General features: G+C 59.8%; 8 protein-coding genes. 5 read left to right on the forward strand and 3 right to left on the reverse strand.

All coding sequences use genetic code 11. From position 1 onward, the window contains the following. Nucleotides 1-39: 39 nt before the first annotated feature. Nucleotides 40-2,133 carry a TonB-dependent receptor gene (locus tag ACJ8IM_RS25030; RefSeq protein ID WP_033655147.1) on the reverse strand — a complete coding sequence of 698 codons (2,094 nt, stop codon included), beginning with the start codon at nucleotides 2,131-2,133 and terminating at the stop codon, nucleotides 40-42. Between the two features lie 534 nt (nucleotides 2,134-2,667). On the opposite strand from ACJ8IM_RS25030, the gene ACJ8IM_RS25035 reads away from it, so the two are divergent. Next, nucleotides 2,668-4,278, forward strand: a complete 1,611-nt coding sequence (locus tag ACJ8IM_RS25035; protein WP_033655146.1) for a condensation domain-containing protein — start codon at nucleotides 2,668-2,670, stop codon at nucleotides 4,276-4,278. A gap of 64 nt (nucleotides 4,279-4,342) precedes the next feature. Continuing rightward, nucleotides 4,343-7,438: an amino acid adenylation domain-containing protein gene (locus ACJ8IM_RS25040; RefSeq protein ID WP_033655145.1), complete on the forward strand. Its 3,096-nt coding sequence runs from the start codon at nucleotides 4,343-4,345 to the stop codon at nucleotides 7,436-7,438. A 42-nt stretch (nucleotides 7,439-7,480) separates the two neighbouring features. Here the strand turns inward: ACJ8IM_RS25040 and ACJ8IM_RS25045 are convergent, their stop codons facing one another. Further along, nucleotides 7,481-8,824: a condensation domain-containing protein gene (locus tag ACJ8IM_RS25045; protein WP_033655144.1), complete on the reverse strand. Its 1,344-nt coding sequence runs from the start codon at nucleotides 8,822-8,824 to the stop codon at nucleotides 7,481-7,483. A 274-nt stretch (nucleotides 8,825-9,098) separates the two neighbouring features. After that, on the reverse strand, nucleotides 9,099-10,415 hold the full coding sequence (gene gltP / locus ACJ8IM_RS25050; RefSeq protein WP_015376334.1) for a glutamate/aspartate:proton symporter GltP: 1,317 nt from the start codon (nucleotides 10,413-10,415) through the stop codon (nucleotides 9,099-9,101). A gap of 900 nt (nucleotides 10,416-11,315) precedes the next feature. Between gltP and acs the strand changes: the two genes are divergently transcribed. The 3 genes from acs (at nucleotide 11,316) to actP (ending at nucleotide 15,326) form a co-directional block, all read left to right on the forward strand. Further along, complete coding sequence (acs, locus tag ACJ8IM_RS25055; RefSeq protein ID WP_033655143.1) at nucleotides 11,316-13,274, forward strand: acetate--CoA ligase; 1,959 nt, start codon at nucleotides 11,316-11,318, stop codon at nucleotides 13,272-13,274. Between the two features lie 91 nt (nucleotides 13,275-13,365). Next, on the forward strand, nucleotides 13,366-13,677 hold the full coding sequence (locus ACJ8IM_RS25060) for a DUF485 domain-containing protein (protein WP_004930047.1): 312 nt from the start codon (nucleotides 13,366-13,368) through the stop codon (nucleotides 13,675-13,677). After that, a complete protein-coding gene (actP, locus tag ACJ8IM_RS25065) occupies nucleotides 13,674-15,326 on the forward strand; it encodes a cation/acetate symporter ActP (RefSeq protein ID WP_033649946.1) in 1,653 nt (550 codons plus the stop codon). The genes ACJ8IM_RS25060 and actP overlap by 4 nt, the downstream gene beginning before the upstream one ends. Nucleotides 15,327-15,722 lie beyond the last annotated feature (396 nt).

Consider the following 15,722-nt stretch of genomic DNA (forward strand, 5'->3'; position numbering starts at 1 on the left):
TAAAACGGGGGACATTCGTCCCCCGTCATCACGATAGCGTTAGAAATTCAGCTCAACTGCCGCGCCGACCATGCGCGGGCGCTGCTGCGTCGCGGTGTAGATGTCGTTGCCACCAACCATAATGCGGCGCTCGGAGTCGAACAGGTTTTGCGCAAACAGCGTGGCGCGCCCATAGGCGAAGGTGTAGGCCAGTTGGGCGTTAGCCGACCAGTAGGAACCTATGCGCCCGCGCGAATCGTTGTCATACGCCGAGTAATAGGAGTCCGAGAACGCCACGTTAGTGCTCACTTCCCACCCTTTCAGGAACTGATATTTGGCGCCCATGTTGGCGGTGTAAGCCGGCGCGCGTCCCAATTCATGCCCTTCCACGCCGCTGCCCGAGAACTTTTTGATCTTGGTTTTCAGCAGACCAACGTTACCGAACAGCTCGAAGTCCCAACGCGGCTGCCAAGTGGCGCCGATTTCCGCGCCGTAGGTTTCCACCTTGTCGGCGTTACGGATCACGCTGGAGTTTTCACCCAAGTAATAAGGCAGCTGCATGTCTTTGTAATCGTTGTAGAACACGTTGCTGGTCAGCACCACGTTGGCGTCTTTCAGATGATGACGGGTGTACAGCTCATAGTTCCAGACATACTCGGAACCGTAGGTGTAACTGACGATCGGGCTGCTGAGAGTAATGCCCGCGCCGCCGGCGTTATAACCGCGCGCGATCTTGGCACCGTAGGTTTGAGTGTCCGTCGGTTTCCAGGCCACGTCCAACTTCGGCAGGAACACGGTGTAGGTTTCATCGAAGTCGATGCGCACCGCCTGGCTGCCACCGTTGCGTTGGCGATGTTCGCGTTCCAGACGGCTGGCGGCAGTCACGTCCACCTGCGGCGTCAGCGCATAGGTCAACTCAGCGAAGGCCGAGTTAGTGTCGGTTTTATCTTTAAACGTCGCGCCGCCGAAGATATTGACGAACTCATCCTGCTTGGCGTGAAAATAACGCAGCCCCGCCAGCCCGTGCAGGCGACTGTCCGCGCCGCCGAAGCGCACCACCGGCTCCACGTGCACCTCTTTGCCGCCGATGTCGGCGTACGGCAGCTTATAAGCCGTGGCACGGTTAATGTTGAAATCGGTATAGATAACGCGGTTTTCCAACGCCAGGCCATCGGAGGCCTCCCAGGCCAGATCCCAGATACCGCTGTTCACATTGCTTTTGAACACCGGCCGGCGGATGTCGTGACGCGCACTCGCAGGATGCGGTTGCGGGTTGAGGCTTTCGTTTTGCGGCGCGGAGCTGCCGAAGTGGTTAAAGGTCAGTTTGGTGGTCAGATCGCGCAAACCGGCCGGATTGAACAGCAGCTTGGCGCGGGCAGTGGTGGCTTCCACTTCTCGCGGATCGCCCACTGGCTCATAGGCCGGCAGGTCAGCATCGCTGCGGCGGCGCTGGCGATCGACGCTGACGCGAAACGCCAGCTGATCTTCCACCAGCGGGCCGGACGCCATGGCCGCCAACTGTGAAGAGTGCTGATTGCCAGCCCCGCCCTTGAAGGCGCTTTCCCATTCGAAGGTCGGATCTTTACTGGCCATGACGATGGCACCGGCGATGGCGTTACGCCCCTGAATATAACTTTGTGGGCCGCGGAACACTTCGACGCGATCCAGATCCCACAGCGATTGCGGTCCGTAGGCTTGTTCGTTATAGGTTAGCGAACGGCCGTCCAACGACAGATTGAGGCGTGGGCGGGTGCCGCTGAGGAAAGCGCCAGCACCGGTGGTCGGGCCGGAGCCGTCAACGCCACGCACGGTTGGCAGATCGTTGCCGATGCCGACATCCACTACGTTGGGGGTCATGCGCAGCAAATCGGGAACCTGTGTCGCATTAGGCATCGAGGCGATGCGGTTGCTGTCGAACACTTCGACGCTGGAGCCAGTGTCAAAAATGGAACGTTTGATCTTCTCACCGGTAACCAGCAGCGTTTCCGCGTCCTGGTAGGTTTCGTTGCTCTTGGTTTCCGCCGCGTTGACGTTACCGATCGCCAGTGAACAAACCCCTAAAAATACGGAGGAAAACGCCCCAATGGCTTTCATCCCCGCTTTTTCCCCGTTTCCTACGCTTTCATGTCGTTGAGCCGCAAAATGCTTGCCCATAGATGTCTTCTCCTTTCATCCCAGAGGTGCACAAAATTTGATTTTTTTTACACAACCTACATCGACACTCACACAGACCATGACGCTGCGGCCTTCCCGGCCTTGCTGTTGCTTATCCCTGCGGCAAACCCATGTTTTTCGCGGCCAAACGAGCGCGGCCCCGTCCACGGCCAAGCCGCCGGCGAAGCGGCCGGCAGCTTGTATAAAAACGTAAAAGAGTGTTAAGAATGATAATATTTTGCATTTTCTAATGCAAATCATTATCAACAAAGATGAGGAGCCGAGCACGGAAACAGCCAGAAAGCCTTATACTTTTGCAGGTAAAACAAGCGCTGCAATAACAAGCAATCATTTCAATGATAAGAATAATATAGATAAATTATTCACCTCCAAAGCCCTGCCTGCCCGGCATCGCTAAAACCCCTTATAAATAGCACCTTCGCGCCAAATGGATTAAATAATAATAATTTTCATTCCTATTAACATTTGGATATATTCTTGCAGTCTCGTTGGCTGAATCAAAATGGATACCCGATGAAAGCTTTGACCACGATGCAGGCCGCCTATTGGGTAGGCCGACAGTCCGCTCCTCCCCTCGGCGGCATGGCCGCCCACCTGTATGCGGAATTCGACGGCGGCGAGCTGGATCTCGCCCGACTACGCCAGGCCGTTGATGCGCTGTACCTGCATCATCCGCTGTTGCGCCTGCGCATTACCGATGATGGCCGGCAGACGATCGCGCCTCCCGGCCCCCGGCACACCTTGCATATCGACGACTGGCAACATGCCGATGAAGCGACGCTGGCGGCCGCGCTCGCCGCCAAACGCCAGGCGAAAAGCACCCAACTGCTGCCGCTGGAACAGGGCGTGCCCTGCGATATCAGCCTGAGCCTGTTGCCGGAAGGGCGCAGCCGCCTGCATGTCGATCTCGATATGATCGCCGGCGATGCCATGAGCTTTCGCCTGTTGATGGAAGATCTGACGGCGTTTTATCACCAGTGCCCACCGGCGCCCCCCCATGACGTGCCGCCGGCCTACTTCGACCACCTCGAACGGCGCGACGCCGACGAGGCGCTGCGCCAGCGACGCGAACGCGGCCAGCGTTGGTGGCGTGAGCGCCTGGCGCAGGTGCCACCGGCGCCGCGCCTGCTGCGCACGCCGGACCGCTGCCGCAGCGATCGCCTGGCCGTACAGCTGAATGCGGAAGAAAGCCGCGCGCTGGAGAGCGCCGCCAAACGGCATCACACCTCGCTCTCGACGCTGTTTTTAGCGCTGTTCGCGCTGGCCGTCGGCCAGGGTTGGAACATGACGCGTTTCCGGCTCAACGTGCCGCTGTTCCACCGCGAGAGCGAACGGGAGGACGCGCATCGCCTCATCGGCGATTTCTCTAACCTGGTGCTGCTCGGCGTGGAGCTGAACCCGACGGAAAATCTGAGCGCCTTCTGCCGGCGCCTGATGACGCAGCTGGCGGAGCTGATCGAGCATGCGGATTACCCCGGCGTCAGCGTGATGCGCGATCTGTCGCGCCTGCACGGCAGCCTGCAGCCTTCGCCGGTGGTGTTTACCGCCGGTTTTGGCATCCGCGGCAAGACGCTGTTTTCCGAACGGGTCACCGACACCTTCGGCCATCTCGGCTGGGTCATCTCTCAGGGGCCGCAGGTGGCGCTGGATGCGCAGGTCGCCCACGTCGACGACGGCATTCTGATCAACTGGGACGTGCGGCTGGATGCGTTCCCCGAGCAGGTGCTGCCACGCCTGCTGGCCTGTTACCGGGCGCTGCTGAACTTGGCCGCGCGGCAAACGGAGGCGTTCGATCGCCCGCTGTCGCAGCTGTTGGCGCAATGCACGCCCGACGCGCTGGCGCAGCAGGCGCCGGTGCGCCAGGTGCTGCATCGGCTGCTGGCGCGGGTGGCCCCCGGGGCCGGCTTGCGCGACCACGACGATATCCGCCGGTTGGCCTTGCCGGATGCCGGGGTGAACGCGCTGCTGACGGTGCTCAACAAGTATCTGGCGGCGGCGCTGACGGCGCAGGATCTGGCGGCGCACTCCTCCCCTGCGGCGCTGGCGGCGCTGATCTGCCAACGCTCGCCCGAGGCAGGAAAGCATGCGAAAACGCTGCTCGCCGCGCTGGCGCCGCAGCACTGAGATCGGTTTCCGGGCGCGCGGCGCCCGGCTCGTTTTAATCGGTTAGCGACTATAGGGAAGTACCATGGAGACAGCATTAACCGCACTGCAGCAGGCCTATCTTCTGGGCCGCAGCGATCGATGGCCGCTCGGCGGCGTGGCGATGCACGACTTTCGCGAATACCGCGCCCGGCAGCCGGATATGCCGCGCTTTGAAGCGCGCCTGACCGAGCTGGTACAGCACTACCCGGCGTTGCGCACCTGCATCGATGTGCAGCGCGGCACACAGCACGTACGCCCGGAGGTGACGCTGCATCTGGATCGTCACGATCTGCGCGCCCTTGATGGCGAAGCGGCGCAGCGCCAGGTCGAACAACTGCGCGAGCGTTACTCCCACCAGCGCCACGATCCGAGCCAACCGCTGTGGCGCATCGCCGTGATCCAACTTGCCGAACAGCAGGATCCGACGGGATCGCCGTACGATACGCTGATCTTTACCAGTTTCGATGCCTTGATCCTCGACGGCCAAGGGATCTCCACCGTGATCGCACGCCTGTTCGACGATCGCCCTCTGACGCCGACCGCCGCCGCGCTGCCGCTCCCCGCCGCATCGGCGGCGCAGCGCCAGGCCGACGCCGCCTACTGGCGCGAAAAGCTGCAGGATGTCACCACGCCGTCGGCGTTGCCGTGGCGCATCCCGCTCGCCAATCTCACCTCATCGCGCTATCGCCGCGCCAGCCTGACGCTGCCGCACGATACGATAAAACAACTCGGCCGTCTGGGATCGCCGCATGCGCTGCTGCGCAACAGCCTGCTGTCGGCGCTGATCCTCGATACGCTGGCCCACTGGACCACCGACGGCGAGCTGTGCGTCGGCGTGCCGGTAGCGTTCCCCGCCGCCGACGGCGCTCTGGGCAACGCCTCCAGCTTCGTGGCGGTGCGCTATTCCCGCCACGGCGAAGACTTTATCCAGCGCGCGCAAGCCTTACAGGACGACGTGCTCGGCGCGCTCGACCACCTGACGTTTTCCGGCGTCGATCTGGCGCGGCAGTTGCTCGGCCAAAGCCAGGGCGGCCCGGCGCTGCCGGTGATCCTGACCAACTGCCTGGGCTGGGAAACGCTGCCGGCCGAGGCGCCGGTGCGCTTCCACGACGGCCTGACCCAAACGCCGCAGGTCGCCATCGACATTCGCCTGACGCTGGACAGCGAAAAAAACCTGCAGCTGTGCGTGGACTACGCCGAGCAGGCGCTGCACGGCGAGCAGGTAGAAGCCATGCTGGCGGCACTGCAGCGACGCATCCTGCACAGCTGCCAACGGGCCGACCTGGCGATCGCGCCGCGGGACTTCATCGATCTGGCGCATTACCGCCACAACGACAGCGAAGCGAATTACGCACCTTATCCTTATTTGGCGCAGCTGGCCGAGCGGCTGTTTGGCGTACAAAACGGCGGCAACGCGCTGATCTGCGGCGAACAGACGCTAACCTACCGCGAACTGGGCCAGCGGATCGCCACGGCGATCGCCAACCTGCAGAGCCGCGGCGTGCAGCCGGGCAACGTGGTGGCGCTGTATCTGCCGCGCAGCCCGGAACAGATCATCTTCAGCCTCGCCTGCGCCCTGCAGGGCGTGATCTGGGTGCCTGTCGATATCAACTCGCCGCCGGAGCGCACCGCCTACCTGCTGGAAAACTGCCGGCCGACGCTGGTGGTGCACGGCGGCGATCTGGAGACGCCGATCGGCGTAACGCTGGCGGCCCTGCTGGCGCCGACGGATCGCGCGCCTGCGCTGCCGGATGAACAGACGTTGGCGGAACGCAGCGCCAGCCAGGCCGCGAGCTACTACCTGTATACCTCCGGCACCACCGGTAAACCCAAATGCGTGGTGCTCAACAACCGCGCCACCGCCAACGTCGTCCACCAGACTCAGCAACGCTGGGCGGTCACCGCCGACGACGTCTTCATTTCCGTCACGCCGCCACACCATGACATGTCGATGTTCGATCTGTTCGGTTCGCTGTGCGCCGGCGCTACGCTGGTACTGCCGGCGCCGCATCAGGAAAAGGACGCCATCAGCTGGAACCAGCTGGTGGAAAAGCACCGGGTCACCCTGTGGTGTTCGGTGCCCGCCATTCTGGAGATGCTGCTCACCTGCAAAACGGCCGACAGCCTGCGTTCGCTGCGCCTGGTGGCGCAAGGCGGCGACTACATCAAGCCGGCGACGGTGCAAACCCTGCGCACCCTGCGCCCGGATCTCGCGCTGTTCTCGCTCGGCGGGCCGACCGAAACCACCATCTGGAGCATCTGGCACCCGATCGCCCCGCAGGAGAGCGGCACCGTGCCTTACGGCCGCCCGCTGCCGGCCAACCGCTACTTCATCTGCCATGACGACGGCAGCCACTGCCCGGCCGGCGTGGTCGGCCGCATTTATACCGCCGGGGTCAACCTGGCGTTGGGCTATCTGGAGCAGGGGGAGCTGAAGCAGCATGACTTCGTCACCCTCGAAGGGCCGGACGGGCAACCGCTGCGCGCTTTTCGCACCGGCGATCAGGGCTACTACCGTGCGGACGGCAACATCATGTTCGCCACCCGGGTGAACGGCTATGTGAAGATCCGCGGCGTGCGCGTCTCGTTGCCGGAAATCGAAGATGTGCTGCGCCGCCATCCGGCGATCCTGGATATGGTGGTGGTGGACTATCCCAGCGGAGAGAACAACGAAGCGGCGCTCGGCGCCCTGTATCTGACCCGCGACGGCAAACCGCTGCCGCTGTCCGAGATACGCGCCTTCGCCACCGGCTATCTGCCCTGCACCCATATTCCCACGCGCTTTATCCATGCCGAGGCGCTGCCGCTGTCCGCCAACGGCAAAACCGACCGCCATCGCATCCGCGCCGATCTGAGCCACCAGCAAACCGCGCCGGCGCTGAACGCCTGTGCGGCGCCGCCGCCGAACGCGCCTTTGGCGCGCAGCGCAGAGATCCTGACTATTTACTGGCAGGCGATCGGCGTAACGCCACGCCCGGAATGGGGGGAAGAGACGGCGTTTATCACCATGGGGCTGAAGTTGCCGCATATCAAACAGGTGGCGGAGCGCCTCAATGACGCTTTCGGCACCCGGCTGGTAAGCAGTTCGCTCCTGCCATGCAAGAACGCGCGCGAAGTGGCGGCATTGCTGGCCAATTGATGCCATAAAACTCGGGCGGGGACATCCCCCGCCCGCACTTTATCAGGCAGGCAACGCCGTCAGAGCCGCCAGCGGTTGTTCCCAGGCTTCCCGCTGCAGCGCGCGCAACAGAAACTCTTGCAGCGCCTCGCCATAGTCCAGCACATCCTCCGTCGGGAACTGTTCCAGATAAATATCGATATCGACCTGCAGATCGCGGGCGTCGGTGCGGCCGCGATAAGTCAGATTAAAACCGTCGCCCGAACCGCCGGCCAATACGCGGCGGGTGCCGCTGCAGCCGGTAAACCGGGGCGCATCGAAGGGTTGCACGTTGATGAAAGGAGAAATAAAGAAGCGCGAGTCTGGCTCCACGCCGCGATCGGCGGCCAGTTGACGCAGGCGGTAGCCGGCGTGGCTGCGCAGCTCCCGCAGTTGCTGCGCCATCGTCATCAGAAAATCTCCCAGCGTCGCCGACGGGGGTGGCGACACCAGCAGCGGCAGCGTGTTGACCGCCAGCGAAGGCACGTTGGTGGCAGCCTGCCCGCGGCGATTCATCGCCGGCATCCACATCGGCAGCGTATCGCCTTGTCGGGTGTCGCGCGGCATCACCTGAAACAGCCAGGCCGCCGACAGCGCCACCAGCAAGTCGGGCCAATTGATGCCGCTGCGTTCCGCCAGCTGTGCCAGCCGTTGCGATACCGCCGCCGGCAGCCGGTGGTGGGTGCTTAGACGCCGCACGCCATAGGCCTCACCGCCCTTGCGCACCGTCGGCAGCGCCTGCGACGGCGGCAGATAGCTCTGCCAAAAGCGCCGATCGCGCTCGCATCGCTCAGAATCAGCGTAGGCCAGCTCGGCCTGTTGAAAGGCGTCAAAGGCGCCAAAGGGAATACCCGCGCTGCCTTCACCCAGATAGTGCGCATATAACGCGGCGCAGCGGTGTTCAATCAAGGCCATGCCGAAGCCATCAACCAGAATATGGTGCGCACGCACGTACCAGAGGTAGCGCTCCGGCCCCAGCTTGAGCAGCCAGGCGGCGGCTAGCGGCTCGCTGTGCAGCGCCCGGCGCTGCGCGATATCTTCGCGCATCAGGCTTTGCGCCGCCTGCCAGGGATCGCCGTGCGTTTGCAGATCGATGCGTTGTAATGGCGGTATGCGTTGTGGATCGTGCCGTAACGGCGGAGGAGCGTCGCCACGCCGCTCACCAAAGCGCAGGGCAAACGCCTGCGTCTCGGCGAGGGTAGTGGCGATCGCCCGGCAGAGCGTCTCTTCCTCTACCGCGCCGCACAGTTCGGTGCAGTGTGCGACGGTGGACAGGGTCTGCCCGGGGTGCAAGGTGTGTTCTTCCCAGAAATCAAGCTGCGCTGGCGCCAGCGGCAACCATTCAGAGGCCAAAGCGGTGTCCGACATGTTACCTACCTTTGATAAGCCCGAATAAAGACGCCGAACGGGCGTAACCCCGCCGTTCAACGGCTTTTGCGTGTCTCCATACATCATCAAATGAAAATGATAATAACATCTATTATCATTTCTATTAATTTGGTAACACTTTAGATTCTGTTAAGCGGGGATGCAAGTCGCGCAATAGGGCAAAGAAAAGAAAGCGGCAGGTTGAAGGGCCATAAAAACAAAACGCCCCGGCACAACTGCCCGGGGCGTTTTTAACATCGGCGAGACTCGGCGATTAGGCCTGATTGGCCGGCTTCACCTTCTGCGCCAGAAACTCCGTTTCGTAGGCCAGCGCCTTCTTGCGATCGAACTGGTGCTCCCATTTGGCGATCACCAATACCGCCAACGCGTTACCCACGACGTTCAGCGCGGTGCGCGCCATATCCAGGATACGGTCCACGCCGGCGATGAACGCCAGGCCTTCCAGCGGAATGCCGACGCTGCCCAGCGTGGCCAGCAGCACCACGAACGAGACGCCCGGCACGCCGGCGATCCCTTTCGAGGTGACCATCAGCGTCAGCACCAGCACGATCTCTTGCCCCAACGACAGCTCGATGCCGTACAGCTGGGCGATAAAGATGGCGGCGATGCTCTGGTACAGCGTCGAGCCATCCAGGTTAAAGGAGTAGCCGGTCGGCACCACGAAGCTGGTGATCGACTTGGGCGCGCCGTAAGCCTCCATCTTTTCGATGATGCGCGGCAGCACCGTTTCCGAGCTGGCGGTGGAATAAGCCAGGATCAGTTCGTCTTTCAGGATGCGGATCAGCGTCCAGATGCGCAGGTTGCACAGCCGGGCGACCGCCCCCAGCACCACCAGGGCGAAGAACGCGATGGCGAAGTACACCAGCACCACCAGCTTGGCCAGCGGCAGCAGCGAAGCGAAACCGAAGTTGGCTACCGTGACCGCAATCAGGCCAAACACCCCGATCGGCGCATAGCGCATGATCATGTGGGTGACTTTGAACATGCTTTCGGACACCGCCTTGAACACCTTCAGCAGCGGCTCTTTGGTCTCTTTCGGCAACGACGACAGCCCCAGACCGAACAGCACCGAGAAGAAGATAATCGGCAACATGTCGCCCTTGGCCATCGACGAGAAGACGTTCGACGGGATCAGCGACAGAATGGTCGCCACCAGGCTGTGCGAACCGCTTTGCACCTGTTCGGTGGTTTTCTCATACTGCGAAATGTCCACCGTGGTCAGCGTCGACATATCGATGCCGTGGCCGGGTTGGAATACGTTGGCCAACGTCAACCCCACCACGATGGCGACGGTGGTGATCACTTCGAAGTAGATAATGGTTTTCAATCCGATGCGGCCCAGCTTTTTCGCATCGCCCACACCGGCAATACCGACGATCAGCGTGGAAATAACGATCGGCACCACAATCATCTTGATCAGACGAATAAAGATATCGCCCGCCGGGCTGAGAATATTACTCACCAGCCACTCACGAGATTCGGTCTGGTTGTGCAATACCGCGCCAACAATAATACCCAGCACCAACGCGATCAGGATTTGCCAAGCCAGGCTAATTTTTACACTTTTCATACCCAAAAAGTCCTCAAAGACCCTTTTCGCCGTACAAAGTCGCAACACGGCGAAAAGAATACTTAATCATTTATTACAGGCTTATGTTAATTCAGTGTAAGCGTTCACCTGCCCTGGGTGCGACGCAGTATAAATCTGTATCATCCGGGCGGCATGCTCTGCAAGCCTTGATTTGTCAGGGTTGAGCGCTGAATCGAATAACAAAAATTTCGCGTTACTATTTCAAACGGCATAATTGCTTGTTATTAAAAACATAATTTTTCATACAATGAAGCACGTAAGCACGCCGGAGACGATTTTTTGAACGCCATTAAAATGCGTTATTTTTCACCCATTCTGCATATTTAATCCGCATAAAATGTTTATATTTTGTTACTTAAAAGTCAAATAAATGAGAATTGACCGAGTGACACTTTCGGCCATAAATGCAGCGCCACTTTATATTCAGATTAAAAAACGAACGATATCGCAGAGCGAATGCCATAAGGCATCATCCAACCTTTCATCAGGAATTAAGGTTAATAAAACGTTATTTCACGATGTGTCGTCCATCGTTATATGGTGTTAATACCAACTTCGAATATTAATAGCGAAAAATAATCCAAAAAGATTTATAGCGAGAAATAATTATGACCCTGCGCGTATCTATTAATATCGAGGCAGTTACCCCCGTCTTTGTTTATTCTTTTTTGTTCTTTATATAAGTTTTTTTGGTTAAAAATGCGGGTTTATGGGGATTTAAGCACCAAAGAGATAGATATGCCCTGCAAATGCGACAGAACGATTACAAATCAATATCTTTGTTGCGTGATCTGCCGCGCAAAAAAGAAACAAAGAATCGTAGCAAACTATACTTAACCTTCAGTTGACATATCATTAACAACTTCAAGGAGAAAAGCTATGAGCCAACTGCATAAACACGCTATTCCTTCTGCAATTGCAGAACGCGCCCTGATTAATCCGGCACAATACCAAGAGTATTATCAACAGTCGGTTCAAGACCCAGAGGCTTTCTGGGGTGAGCATGGCAAAATCCTGGATTGGATCAAACCCTATACCAAAGTTAAAAATACCTCGTTCGATCCGGGCCACGTCAGCATTCGCTGGTTTGAAGACGGCACGTTGAACCTGGCGGCCAACTGTCTGGACCGCCATTTGGCCGAGCGCGGCGACCAAACCGCCATTATCTGGGAAGGCGATGACCCGACCCAATCCAAAAAAGTGACTTACAAACAGTTGCACCATGACGTCTGCCAGTTCGCCAACGTGCTGAAAAAGCTCGGCGTGAAAAAGGGCGACGTGGTGGCTATCTATATGCCGATGGTGCCGGAAGCGGCGGTCGCGATGCTGGCCTGCGCGCGCATCGGCGCCGTACATTCGGTGATCTTCGGCGGCTTCTCGCCGGAAGCGGTCGCCGGGCGCATTATCGACTCCAACGCCAAGCTGGTGATCACCGCCGATGAAGGCCTGCGCGCCGGCCGCGCCGTGCCGCTGAAAAAGAACGTCGATGATGCGCTGAAAAATCCCAGCGTGGTCAGCGTCGCCAACGTGGTGGTGTTCCAACGCACCGGGAAGCCGGGCTACTGGCAGGAAGGGCGCGATCTGTGGTGGCATGAGCTGATCCAGGGCGTCTCCGCCGACTGCCCGCCGGAAGAAGTGAACGCCGAAGATCCGCTGTTTATCCTGTACACCTCAGGCTCGACCGGCAAACCGAAAGGCGTGCTGCACACCACTGGCGGCTACCTGGTGTACGCCGCGATGACCTTTAAATATGTGTTTGACTACCACGACGGCGACATTTACTGGTGCACCGCCGACGTGGGCTGGGTTACCGGCCACAGCTATCTACTGTACGGCCCGCTGGCCTGCGGCGCCACCACGCTGATGTTCGAAGGCGTGCCTAACTATCCGGGCGTCAATCGCCTGTCGCAGGTGATCGACAAGCACCAGGTCAACATTCTGTATACCGCACCAACCGCCATTCGCGCCCTGATGGCCGAAGGCGACAAGGCGATCGAAGGCACCCGACGCGATTCGCTGCGCATCATGGGCTCGGTCGGCGAGCCGATCAACCCGGAAGCCTGGGAGTGGTACTACAACAAGATAGGCAACGCAAAGTGCCCGATCGTCGACACCTGGTGGCAAACCGAAACCGGCGGCTTCATGATTACCCCGCTGCCGGGCGCCACCGAGCTGAAGGCCGGTTCCGCCACGCGGCCGTTCTTCGGCGTACAGCCGGCGCTGGTCGATAACGTCGGCACACCGCAGGAAGGCGCCTGCGAAGGCAACCTGGTGATCGTCGACTCCTGGCCGGGCCAGGCACGCACCCTGTTCGGCGATCATGACCGCTTCGAGCAAACCTACTTCTCGACCTTCAAAGGTATGTACTTCAGCGGTGACGGCGCCCGTCGCGACGAGGACGGTTACTACTGGATCACCGGCCGCGTCGACGACGTGCTGAACGTCTCCGGCCACCGTCTGGGCACCGCCGAGATCGAGTCTGCGCTGGTATCGCACCCGAAAATCGCCGAAGCGGCGGTGGTCGGCATTCCTCATAACATCAAAGGCCAGGCGATCTACGCCTACATCACGCTGAACCACGGCGAAGAACCGACGCCGGAGCTCTATACCGAAGTGCGCAACTGGGTGCGCAAAGAGATAGGGCCGATCGCCACGCCGGACGTGCTGCACTGGACAGATTCGCTGCCCAAGACGCGCTCCGGCAAGATCATGCGGCGTATCCTGCGCAAAATTGCCGCCGGCGACACCAGCAACCTGGGGGACACCTCCACGCTGGCGGATCCGGCCGTAGTCGACAAGCTGTTGGAAGAAAAACAATCAATGAAAGTGCCGTCATAATTTACGCCGCTTCAGGCCGTTCATTCGGATAACGCGCCGTTGAGCGGCCCTGGCGCGGCGTAATCTCTCAATACCGACTGGAGACACTCTGATGAATGACACCATTTATCAAGGGATTGAAGAAAACCCGCGCTTTAAAGAGCTGGTGAGAAAACGCGGCCGGTTCGCCTGGCTGCTTTCGCTGATTACGCTGGCGCTGTACGTCGGCTTTATTCTGTTGATCGCCTTCGATCCGCAATGGCTCGGCACGCCGATCGCCGCCGGATCGACCATCACCCGCGGGATCCCGGTCGGCGTCGGGCTGATCGTGATCTCTTTCGTCTTGACCGGGATCTACGTGTTTCGCGCCAACGGCGAGTTCGATCGCCTCACCGCAGAAATTCTGCGTGAGGTGAAACAATGAAGCGCTTATTCTCTGCCACCGCGCTGCTGTTGCTGCCCGGTCTGGCCTGTGCCGAAGCCATCGGCGGCGAAGTGCATCGTCAGCCGCTGAACATCCAGGCGATCGTGATGTTTATCCTGTTTGTCGGCGCCACGCTCTACATCACCTATTGGGCGTCCAAACGCACCCGTTCCCGTCAGGATTACTACACCGCGGGCGGGCGCATCACCGGCCTGCAAAACGGGCTGGCGATCGCCGGCGACTTCATGTCTGCCGCCTCGTTTCTCGGCATCTCCGCCCTGGTCTACACCTCGGGCTATGACGGCCTGATCTATTCCATCGGCTTCCTCATCGGCTGGCCGATCATTCTGTTCCTGATCGCGGAGCGCCTGCGCAACCTCGGCCGCTATACCTTTGCCGATGTCGCCTCTTACCGCCTAAAACAGAAACCGATCCGTACCCTGTCGGCCTGCGGCTCTTTGGTGGTGGTGGCGCTGTATCTGATCGCGCAGATGGTCGGCGCCGGCAAGCTGATCCAGCTGCTGTTCGGGCTCAACTACCACGTGGCGGTGATCCTGGTCGGTATCCTGATGGTGCTGTACGTGCTGTTCGGCGGCATGCTGGCCACCACCTGGGTGCAAATCATCAAGGCGGTGCTGCTGCTGTCCGGCGCCAGCTTTATGGCGCTGATGGTGATGAAGTCGGTTAACTTCGACTTCAACACCCTATTCGCCGAAGCGGTGAAGGTGCATCCGAAAGGCATCGCCATCATGAGCCCAGGCGGCCTGGTGTCCGATCCGATTTCCGCGCTGTCGCTCGGCCTGGCGCTGATGTTCGGCACCGCCGGTCTGCCGCACATCCTGATGCGCTTCTTCACCGTGAGTGACGCCAAGGAAGCGCGCAAGAGCGTGTTCTACGCTACCGGTTTTATCGGTTATTTCTATATCCTGACCTTTATCATCGGCTTCGGCGCCATCTTGCTGGTCAGCGCCAATCCGGCCTTCAAAGACGCCACCGGCGCGCTGCTGGGCGGCACCAACATGGCGGCGGTCCACCTGGCCAATGCCGTTGGCGGCAACTTCTTCCTCGGCTTTATCTCGGCGGTGGCCTTCGCCACCATTCTGGCGGTCGTTGCAGGCCTGACGCTGGCCGGCGCCTCGGCCGTTTCCCACGATCTGTACGCCAGCGTGATGAAAAACGGCAAGGCAACCGAGCGCGACGAACTGAGAGTATCCAAGATCACCGTTGTGGTGCTAGGCATTGTCGCCATTGCCTTGGGGATTTTGTTCGAGAAGCAGAACATCGCCTTTATGGTCGGGTTGGCGTTCTCCATCGCCGCCAGCTGTAACTTCCCTATCATCATCCTGTCGATGTACTGGTCGCGTTTGACTACCCGCGGCGCGATGATTGGCGGCTGGCTGGGCCTGTTGACGGCGGTGATTCTGATGATCCTCGGCCCGACGATCTGGGTGCAGATCCTCGGCCATGAAAAACCGATTTACCCTTATGAATATCCGGCGCTGTTCTCGATGATTGTCGCCTTTGTCGGTACCTGGCTATTCTCGATCACCGACAGCTCGCTGGCCGGGCAGCAAGAGCGGGAACGCTTCCGGGCTCAGTTTGTCCGTTCGCAAACTGGGTTGGGCATCTCTCAGGGCAGCTCGCATTGACCGAATAATAAGTGAAAAAAGCAAACACACCCTAATCAAAGGCCCTTCGGGGCCTTTTCTCTGGCTGTTTTGTCGGAGAAACAGCGCAGCGTAGCTGCGCTTTTTTGCGTTTTACGCATAGCAAAAAGCCCTGAACGTCAGTTCAGGGCTTTCGGCTTGGTTTGATGCCTGGCAGTGTCCTACACAATTCGTCTCATCCTGAGACTCTCCCCTCCGGGGCCGCCGCTCGCGGCGTTAAGGCCCGTTCCCGACGGGCCTTTCGCATGCCCATGCTCGTGCAGAACGCCAGATAACAGACAAAACAAAAAGCCCCATGCTTTCGCATGAGGCTTGTTGTTTTATTTGATGCCTGGCAGTGTCCTACTCTCGCATGGGGAGACCCCACACTACCATCGG

Source organism: Serratia sp. CY33525 (genome assembly GCF_052169115.1).
GTDB classification, from domain to species: domain Bacteria; phylum Pseudomonadota; class Gammaproteobacteria; order Enterobacterales; family Enterobacteriaceae; genus Serratia; species Serratia sarumanii.